Genomic DNA, 19,264 nt, shown 5'->3' with positions numbered 1-19,264 from the left:
AGTCCCGCAAACCGGCGTCAGACCGGCCGAGGAAACCCGTTATGACACTCGTCGGCGTGCCGTCGGATGGCCAAGGGGACGACGCATCGGTTGTGTCGAAAACCGGTGCTGACGATGCGGCCGTTTTGCGCAGGAAGGATCTTTTTGACAGGGTCATGGAAGCCACCGGGGCGAAAAAGCGGGACGTGAAACTGATCGTCGAGGCGACCCTGAAAGTGCTTGGTGACAGCCTGTCGGGAGGTGAAAGCCTTGCCCTTGCGCCTCTTGGCAATGCCAAGGTCACGCGGCGGAAGCCTGTCGGCGCGGCCGAGACCCTGACGATCCGGCTGAAGCGACCGGCCGCTTCGGAGCACGTGTCAGGCCTATCCGAAGATCAGGACGATTAAAGGGTTTCGGGTTTGAGTTGATAAGTCAGGCATCAGGTTTCGAACGAATAGGGTTCGAATTCTGAACCAGTGATAACCCGAAACGCGACAGTTGCCCGGAATGGCCGCCGCGGACTCGCCGCCACGGGTCACAGTGATCAGATGTTCGCGTTATGGTTGCGGTTGACAAATTCTGATATTTTTGACCGTATTGGTGACGGGGGCGAAACACGCGGAACGCTGCGGGATGATCGCCGGGAAGAAATCGCATCTTTCAATAATAGTTCAGGGTGAGATCATTCGCATCTCAGCCGGGATGTCCGCGCAATGACTAACGATCTGCATCAGGAGCTTGTTGCGCCGCTGGAATACATTACGGAACTGGATGAAATCGGGGCCGGAGCCGTGTTGTGCCTTCGTCGTTGGTGCGATGGTCCAGCCGGACGGGACGCGGTGACGCATGACTTCACCAGAACGCTGGGCGATGAGGCCGGGCGCGAGGCGGCCGAATGTTTCGGCGCGCTGTGTGAACTCTGTTTTCAGCATGGTCAGCGGCCACTCGTCTGTCACAAGACGGGCTGCGGCGAACTTGGCGTCGATGAGTCGTTTTTTGCGGATTTCATCGTCACCGCAAGCGGAGGCGCACACGAGGATTCGATGAGGATTGCATCGGGGATGGTGCGGCCTGACTACGCACCCTCACTGGCCACCCTCGCCGAGACGTTCGGCCATGCCTTGCGTCGGATGGCGCGGGATATTCATGTCTACGCTCCCTTGAACAACCTTCACTGAATTCTCATCGGTTCGTATGTGGATTGAGCGGTTGCGCAGTGGCGCAACGCTCTTGCACAGGCGCGCGAATGCGGCTAGGAACCGCGCCGGACGGGTGATTAGCTCAGTGGTAGAGCGCTTCGTTCACATCGAAGATGTCAGCGGTTCAAATCCGTTATCACCCACCATTCCCTCTTTGATCTGTAGCGTTCGCTTGCTTAACGGCAAATCAAGCCGCGTGGGCTGAGATCGGCACCGGTTCCGAACCGCCGGGAGAGTGCCGCCGTGCCGATAGAATTCAGATATTTCAAACCGTTTTCGCTGACTTGGCTCGCCTCGGCCCTGCCGCTTGGCGCCGGGCTGTTCATTGCGTTTGAGCCGGTTCACCATCTTGGCGATTGGACACGCGCCATCAGCACGACCTTTGGCGGTACCTCACCCTACCTGTTGATCAATGCCGGCCTTGTCGGGATCGGGTTGAGGGGGGCGGTCCGGCCCTGATACGGACTGCTGTTAAAAGGCTTGCGGCGAACATTCTCTCGTCGCCGCGTGGCTCTGATCTGCACGGGTCTGCACGCCTGACGAACGAGCAGGGCATGGAGTGTCACCATAAGCATGGCATCTCTGTCGAGCTTGAGAGACTGGGGGCTTGCCCCATCCGGCGCGAGCGGCTAAATGCTCGCCCAACGGGTCGTTAGCTCAGTTGGTAGAGCGCTTCGTTTACACCGAAGATGTCGGCGGTTCGAGCCCGTCACGACCCACCATCCCCCTCAGAACGTGATCCGAAACCATGCGCCGGGCTGGCGGTCGGTCAGTTCTATGCCTGCACCATGCGCGGACAGCAGGCTTTCGGCGATGGCGAGCCCCATGCCGGTGCCGTCCGTTTCGCGGCGCGTCGTGAAGAAGGGTTCAAAGATGCGGGCGCGGTTGCCCGCGGCGATTCCTGTTCCGTCGTCGCCGACCTCAAGGATCGGGCCGCCTTCCGTGATTGTGGTGTTCAGATGAAGGGTTCTTGCTCCGTGTTGGGCCGCGTTGGCGGCGAGATGGCCGAGGACCGCTGACAGGGTTGGTTCCGGCAGTGGCAGTGACGGGGCGTTGCCGTCTGTTTGGAAGCTAAGCCTTGCATGATCGGCCTGAAGGCGGGGCAGGATCGCGGCCAATGTCGTTTCGCCCGGGGCAGCAGGTTCACGCGCGGCGGCGACGGTTCGAAGGGCGGCAAGCAGCGTGTCCATCCTTTGTGCGGAGCCGGTGATCGCGGTGACGAGGCGCCGGTCTTCGGCAGAGAGGTCCGCGTCCGCCAGAAGTTCCGCGGCCCCGCGGATCGCGGACAGCGGTGCCTTGAATTCGTGGGTCACATGATCGGTATAGGATCGGATCGTCGTGGCGCGGTTCCGCAAGGCCGAGGCCATGCCCAGCACGCTTTCGCCCAGATCGCGCAGTTCGGGCGTGCCGTAATGGGGCAGGGGTTGGACGGCATCTGCCTCTCCTTCCCTGAGCCTGTGGGCGCGGTCGGCCAGCGCCGTGACGGGTCGCAGGATCAGCCGCCACAGAAGAAAGGCCAGAAGTGCGGTCACCAGCACCACGGCGACGAAGACCATGAGCGCGGCCGGGCGCGGCCCCAGGATCGGAGCGAGCACCGGCATCGCAAGTAGTCCCGCGAGGCCTGAGGCCAGAACGCCCGCCAGCGCCCCGCCAAGCACGAGAAGCAGCGGCGGCCGCCATTTGCGGCTTATCCTTTCCCGCATGGACCCATCCTGATGCCGATCCCGTGCAGGGTCTCGAACGGATCGGCGCAGCCCGCGTCAGACAGCTTGCGGCGCAGGTTGCGGAAATGGCTGTCGACGGTTCGGTCGGAGACCGCGCTGTTTGCTCCATAAAGCGCGTCCGCCAGTTGCCGGCGGGTGACGACTTCCTCAGGTCGGCGGATGAGACGCGCGAGCAGCGCATGTTCCGTCGCCGTCAGTTTCAGAGCATCGCCCGCGACCCGGCAATCATAGGCTGAGGGGTCAAGTTCGATGATGCCGTGACGCATCAGGCGGGGTTCGGATGGCCCGTGGCCCGCACGTTTCAGGATGGCGCGGATGCGGGCCACGACCTCACGCGGCGAGAAGGGTTTGGTGACGTAGTCGTCGGCGCCGAGTTCGAGGCCGAGAATGCGGTCGATCTCGTCATCCCGCGCTGTCAGGAACAGGATCGGCACCTGCGAAGTGGCGCGCAGGCGGCGGCAGACCGCCAGCCCGTCCATCTCCGGCAGGCCGATATCGAGGACGATGAGGTCGGGCCGGGCCGTGGCCGCCGAGGCGAGCGCCGCGCGTCCGTCCGACGCCGCGACGGTGGCAAAGCCCGCGCGTTCGAGCGCGATCCGCAAAACCTCGCGGATCTGCGGGTCGTCGTCAGTGACGAGGATTTTCGCCTGCATCTGGTCCCGGATCTGCCATTTCGGTTGCCGCAAGGTAGCGCCGGATGCGCCAGGACCGGAACCCCCAATCGCGCCAGCCCTCGATCTGTGGCCACTCCACGATCGGATAGCCTGCACACTGGTCCATCGCGATCTGCGAATCGGCTGCCCGCAGGGCGGCGGCTGCGTCGGGACCGAGATCGCAGATGTAGTAGTAGTCAATCGCGTCGGTGTTCCGGGCGAGATTGTAGGTGGCAATCACGTGGGCGAAGTTGACGAAGGTCGAGGCGTAGAGCGTGGCGGCCAGAAGTCCCGCGTTGATGCCGACCAGCCAGCCGTTCGTCAGGGTGCGGGCGATCTGCCAGACCACACTCACGAGCCCCGCCGCCACAAGCCCCATCCAGATTGCCGCATAGGCGCGCAGATATGTCAGCCCATAGCTGCCGACATAAAGGTCGAGCCGGTAGAGCGAGGAGATCACCAGAAGCACGTTCTGGCCGATCCAGAGGAGGAGCAGAGCCCGCAGGGCGGCATTGTGGGCGGCGAAGGGGCGGCAGGCCAGCGCAAAGCCCCCGGCCAGAAGCGCCGTCGCCACCAGAGGATAGGCGCCGCGATGGGCGTATTCGGCGTAACTCATCCCGTCGGGCAGGGCTGTTCCGGACCAGAGATAGGTGAGGTCCATCACCGACTGGGCGGCGAATATCAGGTTGAAGAGGATGAGCGACCGGGTGACTGAAGCCGGGTGGAACAACGCCCGGCCCTCGGCAGAGAGCGAGATTGCGGGCCGTGATAAGCGCCGGGACGGTCGCTCTAACCCGGCGCGCAGAGTGTTCTGCCTGAGGAGCGGCCAGAGTGGCAGGGCGACAAGCGCCCAGAAAAGCGGGCGGGTACTGCCGAAGAGGGTTTGGGCCAGCCAGTCGCCGCTCTCGATGCTCCACCTTTCGGCAACCGGGTTACCGGCGATCAGGAGCGTGATGAAGATCAGGCCCACGACCAGCGGCAGCGTCCAGTCGCGGGCGAGGGCGTGCCAGCGGGGCAAGGTGGTGGAGGATGACGCGGTTTCGGCGACCTCATGCAATGCTGCGCCCGGAAGCAGCAGGGCAAGCCGTGCGGTCAGCGCGGGAAGGTCCGGCATGGTGACCCATTCGCCCAACAAGAGCCATGCGGCGATGGCAAGGCTGCCGCCAATGAGAAAGAGGAGCGAGAGCGCCTGCACCGTTTCGATCACCGGCAGGGCTGTGGCGACGAAGGCTCCTCCAATCCACGCAAGACCGCGCGCGTTGAGCGGATGGGGGGAGAGACCGAAGATCGCCAGAAGGCAGGCGGCGGCGAAGAGGGGCAGAGACAGACCCGCCGCGTGGCCCCAGAAGAGCCAGTCGGCAAAGGTTACGAGGGCGATCAGCACCGGCCAGACAATTCGTATTTGGCGGGTGCTTGTCCGGTGTTCCCTTTGCGGGTGGTCAACCGGTGCAGGGGCCTCCCCTTCATCGGCGGCTGCGAGCCACCAGGCGTCACGTTGCAGCGACAAGGGTACCCCCCGCAAGACAAGTTCTGGCATTCGTTTTTCCTTTCACTGCCCGGGTTTCTGGTTGCCTCCTTGGTTATGTCGCGCCTCGTGCAGCTTCGCCTGCCGGGTTCAGCAGATATTCAGCAAGAACTCTGAATCCGGCGCGATTCCGGGGGATGCGGAAAACCCGCCAATGTCCGCTTGACGGGGCCGCGCGGGATGCCTATTACGCATCCCACGCTCGGGCGGCGATCCGGGCGGGTGGACACGCGGTTGTAGCTCAGTCGGTTAGAGTACCGGCCTGTCACGCCGGGGGTCGCGGGTTCGAGCCCCGTCAACCGCGCCACCACCCGGATCGCCCGAGAGCGTGCCACGCGCGGTTGTAGCTCAGTCGGTTAGAGTACCGGCCTGTCACGCCGGGGGTCGCGGGTTCGAGCCCCGTCAACCGCGCCATTTCGCCTCAGTGATCGGGAAGTCTCGGTGTTCTATTCCGGTGGCGTGTGACCGGAGGCAGCGATGGACCTTCTTGACAGAATCCCCATGACCATTGCGGTGCTTGCGGCGCTGACCCTGGGGCTCGCGCCCTTCGTTCCGGAGCCGCATATCTGGGAAAAGCTGAAGATGCTGGCCGCGGGCACGCTGACCCGGCCCATCGACATCTTTGATCTACTGCTGCACGCCGCGCCTTGGCTGGTTGTGGTCGCCAAGCTCGTCCGGATGGCGCTGACCCGCGGAGCGTGACGGATGGGCGGTGTTGCGGAACAAAATTGGTCCGATTTCAGGACGTTGACGGTTGCTCCCTTTCGCCCGGAATCAGGTCGAAGGCGCCGGGCGAGCGCCTGCCCGTCCCGGTGGGCTGGCGCTTTGGAGGCGGCGTGCTTCGCCGGAGGTCGGAGGGACTTTGCCACGATAAACTGCCCTGAAGAAAGGTGGCCGCGCCACCCCACGGGCAGCCGCCCGCCCGGCTTGAGCTGCGAATGGGGTAACGTCCGCTGTGGGTTAAATCCGGACCCATATGTTTTCCGGTCATGGCAAGCGGAAATGAGCGCCCAGGGCGCCAGTCGAATTTCGTAGTCGGACTTAAAGCATCCTCGGAAAGGTCCGGTTCAGAGCGTCAGGCGGTAGCGGATATGGCCGTCGCTTGGCGTATAACTGTCATAGAGCGCGCGGGCGCGGGCATTGCCCTCGTCCGTGTGCCAGTAGAGCCGGTGCCAGCCCTTCGCGCGGGCCAGTGCGATGAGGTCATCGATCAGCGCCCGTCCGGTGCCCTTTCCGCGTTCGGTATCGGCGACAAAGAGGTCCTCAAGATAACAATCGTCGCCCGGCACCCAGCTTGATGGGTGATGTTGGTGGATAGCGAAACCCGTGATCCGACCATCGCGCGTGGCAAGGCGGGCCTTGAGGGAAGAGGCAGGATCCATCAGCCGCGCCCAGGTCGCGGTGGTCACGGCCGGGGCGAGGTCGATCGAGTAAAAAGCGAGGTATGCTTCCCAGAGGCCGCGCCAGCCGGTTTCGTCTTCGGGGGTTGCGTCGCGGAGTGTCAGGGGCATGAGAGGAAGTCCAGCAGGGCCGAGGCTGTCGCCTCGGGTGTGGTGTCGATGAAGAAATGGCCGCCCGGCACAGCGGCGTGCCGCATGTTCGCGAGCCGCCCGGCCCAGCTCTGCGGGACGTCATAGGCTTTCGCCATCGCGCCATCGCGACCGTAGAGGATGAGGCTCGGCACCGTTACCTGCCGGTCAAGATCGGCGGCATCCATGTCGAAATCGAGCCGCAAAGCCGCGCGGTAGTCATCGCACATCGCACCGATCGTCGCCGGGTCGCGCCATGCCGCGCGGTAGGCGGAAAGCTGGTCGGGGTCGAAGTCGGAAAGCTGTGCCCCGCCCCAGCCCAGCAGGCAGCTTTCGAAGAAATAGTCCGGATCCGACAGGATCAGCCGTTCCGGGAAGGGGGCGGGCTGGGCAAGGAAGAACCAGTGATAATAGCTCGCCGCGACCTTGTGGTTCAGATCCGCCAGCAGATGGTGGGTCGGGACGATATCCATGAGCGTGAGGCTGAGAAGTCGGGCCTCATCATCCAGCGCCATGCGATATGCGGTTCGCGCGCCGCGATCATGGCCGACGAGGTGGAACCGCTTGTGTCCGAGTTGGGACATGAGCGCGAACATGTCGTGCCCCATGGCTCGGAACGTGTAGTGCTCCGCCCCGCGGGGTTTCGACGACGCGCCGTAGCCGCGCAGATCGGCGGTCACGACGGTGAAGTGCCGGGCGAGATCAGGGGCGATCCGGTTCCACATTGCCCGGGTTTGGGGAAAGCCGTGTAGCAGAAGGGCCGGCGGGCCGGAACCGCCCGTTGTGTAGGCGATGGTCTGGCCTTCGAGTTCGATTGTGCCGTCCCCAAAACCCGTCACCGGTTCAGCGCGTCGAGGATGCGCGCCCAGCTGCGGATGCCCTTGTGGAAGCTTTTGACGTCGTATTTCTCATTCGGTGAGTGGATCGCGTCGTCGTCATTGGCAAATCCCACCAGCATCGCATCCATGCCGAGAATCTCCTTGAAGAACCCGGCGATGGGGATCGAGCCGCCCATGCCGACAAAAACAGCGTCCCGGTTCCACTCGTCCGACAGCGCCTTACGTGCCGCCTCAAATTCCGCGCGGTCGGTGTTCATCACGGCCGCGGGGGAGCCTTCGAGGTCATTGTCCCACTTCACTTTCGTATCGGCCGAGAGGCGGGCCGAGACATGGGCCCGGATCTTTTCGCGCAGATCGTCGGGGTCCATATCGCCCACAAGCCGGCAGGTGATCTTGCAATGCGCCTCAGACGGGATCACCGTCTTCGATCCGGCCCCCTGATAGCCGCCCCACATGCCGTTCACTTCGAGCGTCGGGCGTGCCCATTGCTGGACGAGCGTCGAATACCCCTTTTCGCCATGGGCCTGCGTGTAGCCGACGGAATTCAGGTAGTCCTTTTCATCGAAGCCGCAATTCTCCCATTGCTTGAGAAGCGCGTCCGGCACTTCGTGGACGCCGTCATAGAAGCCTTCGACCGCGACACGGCCCGTGTCGGGATCGTGGAATGAGGCGACAATGCGGGCCATTTCGCGCAAAGGGTTCAGCCCCGGGCCGCCGTAATGGCCGGAATGCAAGTCGATGCGGGGTCCGATGATGGTGAACTCATCCTTCAGCATACCGCGAAGCTGCGAGGCGATGGAGGGCACGCCGGGCGAGACCATCGACGTATCGCAGATCAGCGCGAGGTCCGAGGTCAGTTCGGCAGCGTTTTCCTTCATGAAGGGGATGAGAGAGGGCGAGCCTGATTCCTCCTCGCCTTCCAGAAATATCGTGAGGTTGCCGGGCAGTTTTCCGTGGACCGCCTTCCAGGCCCGGCAGGCCTCGATAAAGGTCATGAGCTGACCCTTGTCGTCCGAAGTTCCGCGTCCCCTTATCACCTTGCCGTTCGGCGTATCCTCGATGGCCGGATCGAACGGGTCGCGGTGCCAGAGGTTCAGCGGATCGACAGGCTGGACGTCGTAATGGCCGTAAAACAGCAGGTGCGGTCCGTCGCCTTTCGAATGACCGACAACCATCGGATGGCCCCGTGTCGGCCGGGCGGCAGCGTCGAAGCCGAGCCATTTGAGATCGTTCGCCAGCCATTCCGCAGCCTTGGCGCATTCCGCCTTGAAAGCGGGGTCGGTGGAGATCGACCGAATGCGCAGAAGGCCAAAGAGCCGCTCCATCGCTTCGGGCAGGGTTTCGTCGATCTTGGCGAGGACGGCGTCGAGGCTCATTTTTTGGGCTCCTGATTGGTCAGGCGCGACCGTATCAGGCGTATTGGCGGTGTCCAGTTGTTGCCGTCGGGCAGATGTAGCGCCCGGTTGGTGCGCCATGTGCCTCATTCGGTCCTTCTTATCGCGAAACGAATGCGCATCTTCGAGAGACGAAGCTCCCTTTCGTTCTCAACTGGCAGATGTCACATTCCCGCCCAATTGCTCCGAAAGGATCGGGACATGATTTCTAAACTTTTTTTGACCACTATTGTTTCGCTCTTGTCCGCCGCGGCGCCGGCTGCTGCCGAGATCAAATTCATCCGTCCAGGCGAGTCGCCTGCCGAGCAGGTCGCAGAGCCGGAAATGGGGGCGCTTGATCTCGACACTGTTTACCGTGGCCTCGACATTCTGGACCATGTCCGCGCGCGTACGTCGCGCGCTGCGATTGTCGCTGGCCTCGTCAGGAATTTCGCCAAGGACGATGTTGATGGGAGGCCCGGCATCACCGATGCTGACCGGGAACTGGCCGCACGTGTGGAGATCGCGCAGGCACGCGCCCGTGCGGCTCAACCTTGGGCTGAAAACGATCTGGACAGCGACGGTATCGTAACGCGGGCGGAGCTGATGGTTGTCGGCCGGACAAGATATGACGAGAAGGCCCGTCGTCAGGGTCTGGGCAACTCGATCGAACTGACCGATGAGCAGCGCGAGGCGCTGGTCATGGATTATGTCAGCGCCTTCCTCGCGCGAGATTTCGATGGTGACGATGCCGTCACCTATGACGAGGCGGTTGCTTCGGTTGACGCGGAACGCATTCTGACGCGACTCAGGACGGAGGGCGGCGCGCTGGATCCGATCTGGGACGCTGATGGGAACGGAACGATCACCGAAGCAGAGGTCCGGCTGGCTGCGGGCAGGTTGCTCGAACTTATCGACGTCAATGACGACAATGTGGTTGATACCGAAGAGGCGCGGGTCGCCCGTCAGGCGTTTTTCAAGGCCCGTGCGCGCGCAGGTGATCCGTCGCGTGAGGGACGGATCAGGTGCACTTTGCCGGAGGTGCCCCGGTCGGCCGAGGCCGTGGTGATTCAGGGCGATTCCGGCACTGCGGTCACGAACCTGGCTTTTTCGGAACCAAACGACGAGGTTGTCCGCATGGCGGAGGTCATGGTTCCGGAAGGTGCGACGGACATGTACCTTATTGCGTCCATGCGTTCACCGACGGTGATGCGGCTGACGGGGCCGGGCGTCGGACGCGTCAAGGCGGTCATCGGCGTCGCTGACACGGTCGCGCTGGATGGAGGCGCGGCGGATCTTGCCAATACGCCATGCCACAGGGGGTTTCTTGGGATAAGGGTCGTGGAACCCGGCGGTGTCGCGGCGGAATTCGGTCGGGCATTGGGCCGCGACGATCTTCGCGCCGTTGTTGCCAAGCGGTTGGGACAGGTCGATCTCGGCACGCTGAAAAACGGGTCGGATGGCCTGCTGGACCATGATGCCCTGCCGGTCATGATGGGCGACGGACAGTTCATCGTCGATCGCTTCCTGTCCTTTGATCCTGGCGGATATCAGATGCTCGATCCTGGCGACATTCAGTCGACCATGCCGGTTCGTGCGCGTGACCTGCCGCCCCTTGAAATCGGTCTGATCGTGCTTGCCTCGGAAGGCAAGATCGACTTCGTCGCGCCGCCTCCGGGTTTTCTGTCGCGGAACGTGCCCGAGGGGATCAAACGCGTCGTGCCCGAGAACGAGAGGACGGATGGCGTCGTCTGGCAGGATACGCCCGGCGGTGGCAGCCATGCGCGGTTTCCGCTGACGGTGGTGGTGCGCCGTGCCATCGAGCTGCCTGCGGGACTTACGACCGAGCGTGGTGTCCGGCTGATCGTGCCCGATGGCGTACCGAAGCCACGAGGCGCAAAGTACTGGTCGATTGAATAGAGCTTTGCCTGCCGTCCTACGATATTGGGGCGGTGTTTTGCGCCGGGAATCAAGCCGAAGGCGCCGTGCGAGCGCTGCCCGTCCTGTCGGGCTGACGGTTTGGAGGCCGTGCGCTTCGCGTGCCACTCAACAGGGTTCGCTGCAAAAACTGATCTGACGGACTTTTTCTGAGCCGCCCAACGGGCAAGCACCCGTCCGGCAAACGTTTAGCATGAGGAAAATGTCTGCAATGGGCACTTTGCCGACAGATGACCGCGTCACCAATGCGCGGCAAATTGTACTCTCGCCTTCATCCTTATTGACCTTTATCAAGGAAAAACGCGAAGAGGGGCCCTAGGTCTCGTGTGACAGACGAAGAGCCGGGGAGACGGATATGGACTACAACGCTCAGCTCGACGCAGCCATCAAACGGCTGCATGACGAAGGTCGCTACCGGACTTTCATCGATATTGAGCGGCAGAAAGGCCAGTTCCCCAAGGCCGTATGGAACAAGCCCGATGGCACCCAAAAGGACATCACCGTCTGGTGCGGCAACGATTACCTTGGCATGGGCCAGCACCCCGTGGTGCTTGAGGCGATGCACGAGGCACTGGATGCGACCGGCGCCGGGTCGGGTGGCACACGCAATATCTCGGGCACCACCGTTTATCATAAAAGGCTTGAGGCCGAGGTCGCGGATTTGCACCGCAAGGAAGCGGCGCTTCTCTTCACGTCGGCCTATATCGCGAATGACGCGACGCTTTCGACGCTGCCGAAGCTCTTTCCCGGTCTCATCATTTATTCCGACGCACTGAACCACGCTTCGATGATCGAGGGCGTGCGCCGGAATGGCGGCGCCAAGCGCATTTTCAAGCATAACGATCTTGCCGATCTGCGCGCCAAGCTTGAGGCCGACGATCCGGCGGCGCCGAAGCTGATCGCCTTCGAATCGGTCTATTCGATGGATGGCGATATCTGCCCGATGGAGGCGATCTGCGATCTGGCGCAGGAATTCAACGCGCTCACCTATCTCGACGAGGTTCATGCCGTTGGCATGTACGGGCCGAGGGGCGCCGGGGTTGCCGAAAAGCTGGGCCTGATGGGCCGCATCGACATCATCAACGCGACGCTGGCCAAGGCCTATGGCGTGATGGGCGGCTACATCGCCTCGACCGCGCAGATGTGTGACGCGATCCGCTCCTACGCGCCGGGCTTCATCTTCACGACCTCACTGCCGCCTGCGGTGGCTGCCGGGGCGGCCGCGTCGGTCAAGCATCTGAAGACCGCGCCGGAACTGCGCGAGAAGCAACAGGAACACGCGAAGATCCTCAAGATGCGGCTTCGTGCGCTCGGCCTGCCGATCATCGACCACGGCACTCATATCGTGCCGGTCCATGTCGGCGATCCGGTCCACTGCAAGAAGATCTCGGACATGCTGCTGGAGCATTACGGGATCTACGTGCAGCCGATCAATTTCCCGACCGTTCCGCGTGGGACTGAACGGCTACGTTTCACGCCGTCGCCGGTCCACTCGCTGCAGGACATCGACCACCTTGTCCGCGCCATGGACAAGCTGTGGGCGCATTGTGCGCTGAATCGCGCTGACCTTACGGCGTGAGGTTATCCACAGTCGTAATCACGCTTGTCCTATGGTATTAATTGAACAATAGGACAGTGATGGTACGACGAATCGTCGGCCGTTCGGGGATACTAGGTTACGGGGCAGCAGGCATGATCGGGCGGAGGGCCACTCCTTCGACGCAGGACGCGGACAAACCCAAGGGGTTTGACGACTACGAACTGCGGCTCGGCGATGTCATGCGCGGCGAACGCGCGACGCTTGCAAAATCCCTTCTCGATGTTCAACGCGAACTGAAAATCAAGGCGAGCTATATCGCCGCGATCGAAAACGCCGATGTCTCGGCCTTTGAGACGCCCGGTTTCGTCGCGGGTTATGTCCGGTCCTATGCGCGCTATCTCGGCATGGATGGAGACTGGGCCTTTCAGCGGTTCTGCGAAGAAGCGAACTTCACGGTCGTGCACGGCATGTCGGCAGCGGCCTCGGGCCCGCGCAAGACACCGACGCGTCAGGTGCATTACAGCGACCCGCTTGCCAATCCCAATGCAAGTTTCGTGCCGCGCGGCCAGGCCTTCATGTCTGGCGTCGAACCGGGTGCGATCGGGTCGATCCTTGTCCTTGTGGCGCTGATCTGCGGCATCGGGTACGGCGGCTGGACGGTGTTGCAGGAAGTTCAGAAGGTCAATCTTGCACCGGTTGATGAGGCGCCGGGCGTGATTGCCGAGCTTGATCCGCTGGAAGGTGTCGCGATGGGCGCACCCGAAACGCAGGATGCCATGACCGATGTCGCGCTGCTGGACCTGCCCGGGGAAGGCGCACTGCCCCCCGCACCCGATGCGCTTGACCGGCTCTACCGCCCCGAAGCGCTGGATGTACCGGTTCTGGTTGCCCGGGATGGTCCGATTGCCGCGATCGACCCGCGTACAGTCGGGATGCTGGTGGCTGAAGTCACGCCCGAGGCCGATGCGATCCCGGCTGTTGACGTGCCCGCGCTTGGGGAAACACCGGTTCAGGTCGTCGCGGCCGATGTCCCGGCGATCGAGTTGCTGGCCGTCCGGCCCGCTTGGGTCCGCGTTCAGGCGAGCGACGGCACCATCATTCTTGAGAAGATCCTCGATGCGGGTGAGCGGTTTACTGTGCCGAAGACTGAGGAAGCGCCGAACCTGCGGGTCGGCGAATCCGGTGCGCTCTATTTCGCCGTCAATGGTGAGACCTATGGTCCGGCGGGTGATCGCGGTGTCGTGACGAAAAACGTCGAATTGTCGGTGGAGGCTTTGAAGGCGGGCTATGTGGTCGCCGATGTCAGCCGGGATGCCGATCTGGCGCAGTTCACGACCGTGGCAGATGCGACCGCAGTCGTTGCGCCGGAAGCCGCCACCGAGTAATCCGGCAATTGCCCATTCCGGTGCGGCGCTCTATCTAAAGCCCGAGCGTACCGAGACCCGAGGCCCCGATGACCCATAATCCGATCCGTCCCTGGCGGAACATCGACCGCCGCAAGTCGCGCCGGATCATGGTCGGCAATGTGCCCGTGGGTGGCGATGCGCCGATAACGGTCCAGACGATGACCAACACCATCACCTCGGATGTGAAGGCGACCGTGGAGCAGGTGCTGCGGGCTGCTTCTGCAGGGGCCGACATTGTGCGGGTTTCGACCCCAGACGAGGCCTCGACGAAAGCGCTGCGCGCGATTGTTCGGGAAAGCCCGGTGCCGCTCGTCGCCGATATCCATTTCCACTATAAGCGCGCCATCGAGGCGGCCGAGGCGGGCGCGGCGTGTCTGCGCATCAACCCGGGCAACATTGGTTCAGCCAGCCGTGTACGCGAAGTGGTGAAGGCCGCGAAGGATTACGGCTGTTCGATCCGCATCGGCGTCAATGCCGGCTCGCTCGAAAAGCACCTGCTCGACAAATACGGCGAGCCTTGCCCGGATGCGATGGTCGAAAGCGGGCTCGATCACATTAAACTCTTGCAGGACAACGATTTTCACGAATTCAAGATTTCCTGCAAGGCATCTGACGTCTTCCTCGCTGCTGCCGCCTACCAGCAACTGGCCGACGCGACCGACGCGCCCATCCATCTCGGCATCACCGAGGCGGGCGGGCTGATGACTGGCACGGTCAAGTCGGCGGTAGGGCTCGGCAATCTGCTTTGGGCCGGGATCGGCGACACGATCCGGGTTTCCCTCTCGGCCGATCCGGTTGAGGAGGTGAAAGTCGGATATGAAATCCTGAAATCACTCGGCCTGCGCACGCGCGGCGTGCAGATCATCTCCTGCCCGTCCTGCGCGCGGCAGGGCTTTGACGTGATCAAGACAGTCGAGGCGCTGGAGAAGCGGCTGGAGCACATCAAGACTCCGATGTCGCTCAGTATCATTGGCTGCGTGGTGAACGGCCCGGGCGAGGCGCTGATGACCGATATCGGCTTCACCGGTGGCGGGGCAGGGTCGGGCATGGTCTATCTGGCGGGCAAACAGGACCACAAATTGTCGAACGAGAAGATGATCGACCATATCGTTGAACTGGTCGAAGCCCGCGCGGCCGAGATCGAGGCTGCCAAAGAGGCGGCCGAATAAGATCCGGTAGCCGGGGTGGGGTAAAACCCGTCTAATCTCTCGGGCTTATTCTGCGGCGATCCGGGCCTCAGCCTCGACGGCAGGGCAGGCCAGTTCCAGACCTTCCGCGTAGACCACCTGTTCGCTGTCGAAGCGCAGTTCATATAGCCGCATCGAGAGCGTCGTGGTGGGGGCGATAAACTCACCATCGGCAAGCCGTGCGATCGGGACCAGCGCCTGATCCTGATCGAAGAGCGCCTCGGCCCGCCAGTCACGGACCAAAACCTCGGTCGACTCGGGCAGGACCAGATCCTGCTCTGGCCGGTCATGTCCAAGTGCGCCAGCCTTCACACAGATCGCGGGACCGGAATAGCGGTGCACATGAACCTCACGCAGAACGCGCATCCCTTCGCGCGTCACGACCCGGTCGCCCGGCATCAGGAAATCGACCGGCATGGCCCCGTCGAGCGTCAGCACCACGGTTCCGGCCGCAATCCCGCGAACCGGCGCCTGTACGGCATCGGCCCGTTCAGACGCGATATGTTCCCTTGCCATATGTGTCATGGTTTTCCCCGTCCTATCCCAAAACCGATGATCGGATCGGAATATGTCAAGATTGCGCTGGCCCGGTGCCATTTCCGGGGCGCTTTTTCCGCTCGCATCGCCCAGCGAGACTTGCTAGAAGGGCGCGGATTTCGGGGGCGGATCCACTGGACCCGCCTCTTTGGGCATCGCGGGTGTGGCGAAATTGGCAGACGCACCAGATTTAGGTTCTGGCGCCGCAAGGCGTGGGGGTTCAAGTCCCTCCACCCGCACCATGGATAAAAGGACGAAGGAATGCAGGTCACCGAGACCCTGAAAGACGGCCTCAAGCGCAGCTACACGATCACCGTGCCGGCCGCCGATCTTGACGCGAAGGTCAATGAAAAGCTCATCGAGGCGCAGCCGGATGTCGAGATGAAGGGCTTCCGCAAGGGAAAGGTGCCGATGGCGCTGCTGAAAAAGCAGTTCGGGCCGCGTATTCTTGGCGATGCGATGCAGGACGCGATCGACGGTGCGATGAAATCGCATTTCGACACGACCGGCGATCGCCCGGCTTTGCAGCCGAAGGTCGAGATGCAGGGCGGCGAAAACTGGAAAGAGGGCGACGATGTCGTCGTCGAGATGTCCTATGAGGCGCTGCCCGAGATCCCGGAAGTCGACGTATCCAAGGTCAAGCTGGAAAAGCTCGTGGTGAAGGCCGACGAAAAGGCCGTGACCGAGGCGCTGGAGAACCTTGCGAAGTCCGCGAAGAACTTCGAGGACAAGAAGAAGGGCACCAAGGCCAAGGACGGCGATCAGGTCGTGATCGACTTCGTGGGCAAGATCGACGGCGAGGCCTTTGAAGGTGGCGCAGGCGAGGATTACCCGCTGGAGCTTGGCTCCGGCTCTTTCATTCCGGGCTTCGAGGAACAGCTTGTTGGCGCCAAGGCCGGTGACGAAGTGGCCGTCAAGGTGTCCTTCCCGGCGGAATACGGCGCGAAGCATCTGGCGGGCAAAGAAGCCGTCTTTGACTGCACCGTAAAGGCCGTGAAGGGCGCGAAGCCCGCCGAGATCGACGATGAGCTTGCCAAGCAGTTCGGGGCCGAAAGCCTTGAGGCCCTGAAGGGTCAGATCACGGAGCGTCTGGAAGCGGAATATGTCGGCGCCTCGCGTCAGGTGATGAAGCGTGCGCTTCTCGACCAGCTCGACAAGTTGGTGAAGTTCGACCTGCCGCCGAGCCTCGTCGAGGCCGAGGCCGGTCAGATCGCCCACCAGCTCTGGCATGACGAGAACCCCGACCATCACGGCCACGACCACGGTGCGATCGAGCCGACGGACGAGCACAAGTCGCTGGCCGAGCGTCGGGTGCGTCTTGGCCTCCTGCTGGCTGAGATCGGACGCAAGGAAAATGTCGAGGTCACCGACAGCGAGATGACGCAGGCGGTGATGATGCAGGCCCGTCAGTATCCGGGACAGGAACGCGCGTTCTTTGAATTCGTTCAGAAGAATCCGCAGATGCAACAGCAGCTGCGCGCGCCGATCTTCGAAGACAAGGTCGTCGATCTGGTCGTCGCGGGCGCCAAGGTGACCGAGAAGGAAGTGTCGAAGGACAAGTTGCAAAAGGCTGTCGAGGCGCTCGACGAGCTCTGATCCGAACCGACATTGATAGACTCGAAAGGCCGCGCAGCAAGCGCGGCCTTTTCATTTGTGAATCACGTCGGAGAAGGGCGCGTTCAGCCCCTGCTTCAGGCTGCCGCTGCGTCTGCCGCGCGCTTGCGCTGGCGGAGGAAGGTGAACATGCCGAAGGGGGCGACATTCTGGATGCCGACCGTTTCCAGTGCCCGCTCGCCTAAAACCCGCTCCATCGCGAAATCCGAATGCCAGCCGATGATATTGGCCAGCGGCGCGAAAAGCCTTTCCAGCGCGGCGAGCAGCCCCGTTTCGCGGGCGAAATGATTGACGATCAGAACCTCGCCACCTGGTTTGCAGACCCGTGCCATTTCGGCAAGCACGCGTTCCGGTTCCGGCACCACCGAAACCAGATACATGGCCACTACCGTGTCGAAATGATCGTCCGGGAATGCCAGCGTGCGCGCGTCCATCTCGGAAATGCGGGTGACATGGGTCAGACCCTTCTCGGCGACCTTTTCACGCGCCTTGTCGAGCATGTCGGGAGACACGTCGATGCCAGTGATATCCAGATGCGTGTGATAGCGGTCAAGCGACAGGCCCGTGCCGACGCCAATTTCCAGCACCCGGCCCGAACGGCTGTTGATGTAGTCGACCATCCGCCGCCGGCCGGGCCGCGTGATCAGACCGAATGTGTAATCGTAGATCGGGGCCCAGTACTTGTAACTGGTCTTCACTGCGGCGAGCTCCAACGTGGTTCCTTTCAGTCGGCCGGGCCGCGGCGGCGGGCCGCGAGAACTTTGTAAAATGAAAAGATAAGGGAAAGAACGTAGATCAGTCCGAGCAGGATCAGTGACAGCCAGAACCGGGTTAGCAGTACACCGATAATCAGTGCCAGAGCGATCAGGATCAGGCTCGTCCGCTCTTTTGGAACGCGCAGTGACTTCGGTGAAAAGGTGGGCAGGCGGCTGACCATCAGGAGGCCGACCACACCTAGGTAGAACCCCGTCAGGAACGGGTACTTCGCCGGGTCAAGCCCGGTCTCGAAAGCGAGAAAGACCGGCATCAGCGCCATCATCGCGCCCGCAGGCGCCGGAACGCCCACGAAATGCGCGGGCGGTTTGATCCCGGTCGTGACCGCCTGATTTTGGGCGACGTTGAATCGGGCCAGCCGCAGGCAGGTGCAGCTTGCGTAAAGCAGAACGACAACCCAGCTTCCCATTCGTTCGCTGTTGGCCAGCGCAAATTGGTAGACCAGCAGCCCCGGCGCCACGCCGAAATTCAGGAAATCGGACAGGGAATCAAGCTGCGCGCCGATATCGCTTGTCGCTTTCAGGCGCCGTGCGAGAAGCCCGTCGAGCCCGTCGATCACGGCCGAGAAGATGATCAGCCCTACGGCCATCTCGAAATTGCCTGCCAGCACGAAGCGGATCGCGGTCAGCCCGGCGCAGAGCCCGATCATCGTCACCATGTTGGGCACCAGCGCCAAGAAGGGCTGGGTGTCAGAGTCGCGGTCGTGGCGCGGCTGATCGTTCATGCCTACCGCCCCGCCCCGGCGCGTGCAGGTTCATCGCTGACCAGATCGGCCAGCACCGTTTCACCCGCAATGGTCGACTGGCCCACCGCGACGAGCGGCGAGACACCTTCCGGCAGGTAGATGTCGAGGCGCGAGCCGAACCGGATCATGCCGAAGCGTTCGCCGGTGCCGATGGCCTGACCTTCCTGCACCTCGCAGACGATGCGGCGGGCGACGAGGCCCGCGATCTGCACCACGCCGATGGCGCGGCCATCCTCCATCCGGATCGTGAGGCCGTTTCTTTCGTTGTCCACGCTTGCCTTGTCGAGCGAGGCATTGAGGAACTTCCCCGGCCGATAGGCGATCTTCTCGATGCGGCCTGCGATGGGGGCGCGGTTCACATGGCAGTTGAAAACATTCATGAACACCGCGACGCGCGTCATCGGTTCGGTGCCCAGTCCCAGTTCCTCGGGAGGGGCGAACCTGCCGATCATCTGCACGACGCCATCGGCGGGCGAGATGATCAGCCCTTCGCGCACTGGTGTCACGCGGTTCGGGTCGCGGAAGAAGTAATAACACCAGACCGTAAGGCCCACGCCGATCCAGCCAAGCGGCTGCCAGATCAGGAACAGAACCAGAGTGACCGCCGTGAAGATACCGACGAAGCGGTATCCTTCCCGATGCATCGGCTTGATGAAGGTCGAAAGCATGGTCATGGGCGGGATCGATTCCTTTCCGGATCTG

General features: G+C 62.7%; 19 protein-coding genes and 5 tRNA genes. 14 read left to right on the top strand and 10 right to left on the bottom strand.

Features of this window, described 5'->3' with window-relative positions; genetic code table 11:
* Positions 1-41 precede the first annotated feature (41 nt).
* From QKW60_RS00770 to QKW60_RS00750, 5 genes are all read left to right on the top strand, one after another.
* Positions 42-386 carry an HU family DNA-binding protein gene (locus QKW60_RS00770; protein ID WP_282365700.1) on the top strand — a complete coding sequence of 115 codons (345 nt, stop codon included), beginning with the start codon at positions 42-44 and terminating at the stop codon, positions 384-386.
* Positions 387-692: 306 nt separating this feature from the next.
* The gene (locus QKW60_RS00765; protein ID WP_282365698.1) at positions 693-1,157 is read left to right on the top strand and encodes a hypothetical protein; all 465 of its coding nucleotides are present in this window, start codon (positions 693-695) and stop codon (positions 1,155-1,157) included.
* A 92-nt stretch (positions 1,158-1,249) separates the two neighbouring features.
* Positions 1,250-1,324: transfer RNA gene (locus tag QKW60_RS00760), tRNA-Val, on the top strand.
* 97 nt (positions 1,325-1,421) lie between these two features.
* Positions 1,422-1,637, top strand: a complete 216-nt coding sequence (locus QKW60_RS00755) for a hypothetical protein (protein WP_282365697.1) — start codon at positions 1,422-1,424, stop codon at positions 1,635-1,637.
* A 187-nt stretch (positions 1,638-1,824) separates the two neighbouring features.
* Positions 1,825-1,900: transfer RNA gene (locus QKW60_RS00750), tRNA-Val, on the top strand.
* A 6-nt stretch (positions 1,901-1,906) separates the two neighbouring features.
* On the opposite strand, the gene QKW60_RS00745 is transcribed toward QKW60_RS00750, so the two are convergent.
* The 3 genes from QKW60_RS00745 to QKW60_RS00735 are packed head-to-tail and all read right to left on the bottom strand — an operon-like array spanning position 1,907 to position 5,092.
* On the bottom strand, positions 1,907-2,881 hold the full coding sequence (locus tag QKW60_RS00745) for a sensor histidine kinase (protein WP_282365696.1): 975 nt from the start codon (positions 2,879-2,881) through the stop codon (positions 1,907-1,909).
* Positions 2,866-3,555 carry a response regulator transcription factor gene (locus QKW60_RS00740; protein WP_282365695.1) on the bottom strand — a complete coding sequence of 230 codons (690 nt, stop codon included), beginning with the start codon at positions 3,553-3,555 and terminating at the stop codon, positions 2,866-2,868. Before QKW60_RS00740 ends, QKW60_RS00745 begins: the two co-directional genes overlap by 16 nt.
* Entirely contained in the window at positions 3,530-5,092 is a 1,563-nt protein-coding gene (locus QKW60_RS00735) for a DUF4153 domain-containing protein (protein WP_282365694.1), read from the bottom strand. The genes QKW60_RS00740 and QKW60_RS00735 overlap by 26 nt, the downstream gene beginning before the upstream one ends.
* A 218-nt stretch (positions 5,093-5,310) precedes the next feature.
* On the opposite strand from QKW60_RS00735, the gene QKW60_RS00730 reads away from it, so the two are divergent.
* From QKW60_RS00730 to QKW60_RS00720, 3 genes are all read left to right on the top strand, one after another.
* Positions 5,311-5,387, top strand: a tRNA-Asp gene (locus tag QKW60_RS00730).
* Positions 5,388-5,417: 30 nt separating this feature from the next.
* A tRNA-Asp gene (locus tag QKW60_RS00725) sits at positions 5,418-5,494 on the top strand.
* A gap of 63 nt (positions 5,495-5,557) precedes the next feature.
* Positions 5,558-5,782, top strand: coding sequence for an RND transporter (locus QKW60_RS00720; RefSeq protein WP_282365693.1), 225 nt, complete (start codon positions 5,558-5,560; stop codon positions 5,780-5,782).
* A gap of 365 nt (positions 5,783-6,147) precedes the next feature.
* On the opposite strand, the gene QKW60_RS00715 is transcribed toward QKW60_RS00720, so the two are convergent.
* The 3 genes from QKW60_RS00715 to QKW60_RS00705 are packed head-to-tail and all read right to left on the bottom strand — an operon-like array spanning position 6,148 to position 8,824.
* On the bottom strand, positions 6,148-6,591 hold the full coding sequence (locus tag QKW60_RS00715) for a GNAT family N-acetyltransferase (RefSeq protein WP_282365691.1): 444 nt from the start codon (positions 6,589-6,591) through the stop codon (positions 6,148-6,150).
* Positions 6,582-7,448, bottom strand: coding sequence for an alpha/beta fold hydrolase (locus QKW60_RS00710; protein WP_282365689.1), 867 nt, complete (start codon positions 7,446-7,448; stop codon positions 6,582-6,584). Before QKW60_RS00710 ends, QKW60_RS00715 begins: the two co-directional genes overlap by 10 nt.
* The gene (locus tag QKW60_RS00705) at positions 7,445-8,824 is read right to left on the bottom strand and encodes a M20/M25/M40 family metallo-hydrolase (protein ID WP_282365688.1); all 1,380 of its coding nucleotides are present in this window, start codon (positions 8,822-8,824) and stop codon (positions 7,445-7,447) included. The genes QKW60_RS00710 and QKW60_RS00705 overlap by 4 nt, the downstream gene beginning before the upstream one ends.
* A 219-nt stretch (positions 8,825-9,043) precedes the next feature.
* On the opposite strand from QKW60_RS00705, the gene QKW60_RS00700 reads away from it, so the two are divergent.
* From QKW60_RS00700 to ispG, 4 genes are all read left to right on the top strand, one after another.
* Positions 9,044-10,741 carry an EF-hand domain-containing protein gene (locus QKW60_RS00700; RefSeq protein ID WP_282365687.1) on the top strand — a complete coding sequence of 566 codons (1,698 nt, stop codon included), beginning with the start codon at positions 9,044-9,046 and terminating at the stop codon, positions 10,739-10,741.
* A gap of 373 nt (positions 10,742-11,114) precedes the next feature.
* Positions 11,115-12,338, top strand: coding sequence for a 5-aminolevulinate synthase (gene hemA / locus QKW60_RS00695; RefSeq protein ID WP_282365686.1), 1,224 nt, complete (start codon positions 11,115-11,117; stop codon positions 12,336-12,338).
* 113 nt (positions 12,339-12,451) lie between these two features.
* Positions 12,452-13,684, top strand: coding sequence for a helix-turn-helix domain-containing protein (locus QKW60_RS00690; protein WP_282366838.1), 1,233 nt, complete (start codon positions 12,452-12,454; stop codon positions 13,682-13,684).
* A gap of 68 nt (positions 13,685-13,752) precedes the next feature.
* Positions 13,753-14,874, top strand: a complete 1,122-nt coding sequence (ispG, locus tag QKW60_RS00685; RefSeq protein ID WP_282365684.1) for a flavodoxin-dependent (E)-4-hydroxy-3-methylbut-2-enyl-diphosphate synthase — start codon at positions 13,753-13,755, stop codon at positions 14,872-14,874.
* 45 nt (positions 14,875-14,919) lie between these two features.
* Here ispG and QKW60_RS00680 read toward each other — a convergent pair whose 3' ends face one another.
* Positions 14,920-15,417 carry a Hint domain-containing protein gene (locus QKW60_RS00680; RefSeq protein ID WP_282365682.1) on the bottom strand — a complete coding sequence of 166 codons (498 nt, stop codon included), beginning with the start codon at positions 15,415-15,417 and terminating at the stop codon, positions 14,920-14,922.
* Positions 15,418-15,586: 169 nt separating this feature from the next.
* On the opposite strand from QKW60_RS00680, the gene QKW60_RS00675 reads away from it, so the two are divergent.
* A tRNA-Leu gene (locus QKW60_RS00675) sits at positions 15,587-15,671 on the top strand.
* 19 nt (positions 15,672-15,690) lie between these two features.
* Complete coding sequence (gene tig, locus QKW60_RS00670; RefSeq protein WP_282365680.1) at positions 15,691-17,025, top strand: trigger factor; 1,335 nt, start codon at positions 15,691-15,693, stop codon at positions 17,023-17,025.
* 95 nt (positions 17,026-17,120) lie between these two features.
* On the opposite strand, the gene QKW60_RS00665 is transcribed toward tig, so the two are convergent.
* The 3 genes from QKW60_RS00665 to QKW60_RS00655 are packed head-to-tail and all read right to left on the bottom strand — an operon-like array spanning position 17,121 to position 19,236.
* Complete coding sequence (locus tag QKW60_RS00665) at positions 17,121-17,756, bottom strand: class I SAM-dependent methyltransferase (RefSeq protein ID WP_282365679.1); 636 nt, start codon at positions 17,754-17,756, stop codon at positions 17,121-17,123.
* Between the two features lie 11 nt (positions 17,757-17,767).
* Positions 17,768-18,541, bottom strand: coding sequence for a CDP-diacylglycerol--serine O-phosphatidyltransferase (gene pssA / locus QKW60_RS00660; protein WP_282365678.1), 774 nt, complete (start codon positions 18,539-18,541; stop codon positions 17,768-17,770).
* Positions 18,542-18,543: 2 nt separating this feature from the next.
* Positions 18,544-19,236 (bottom strand): phosphatidylserine decarboxylase, encoded by a 693-nt coding sequence (locus QKW60_RS00655; RefSeq protein ID WP_282365677.1) that lies wholly within the window; start codon positions 19,234-19,236, stop codon positions 18,544-18,546.
* Positions 19,237-19,264: the final 28 nt, after the last annotated feature.

Source organism: Albidovulum aestuarii (assembly GCF_029961185.1).
GTDB lineage: Bacteria > Pseudomonadota > Alphaproteobacteria > Rhodobacterales > Rhodobacteraceae > Albidovulum > Albidovulum aestuarii.
This window is presented reverse-complemented; position numbering and strand designations above follow the sequence as displayed.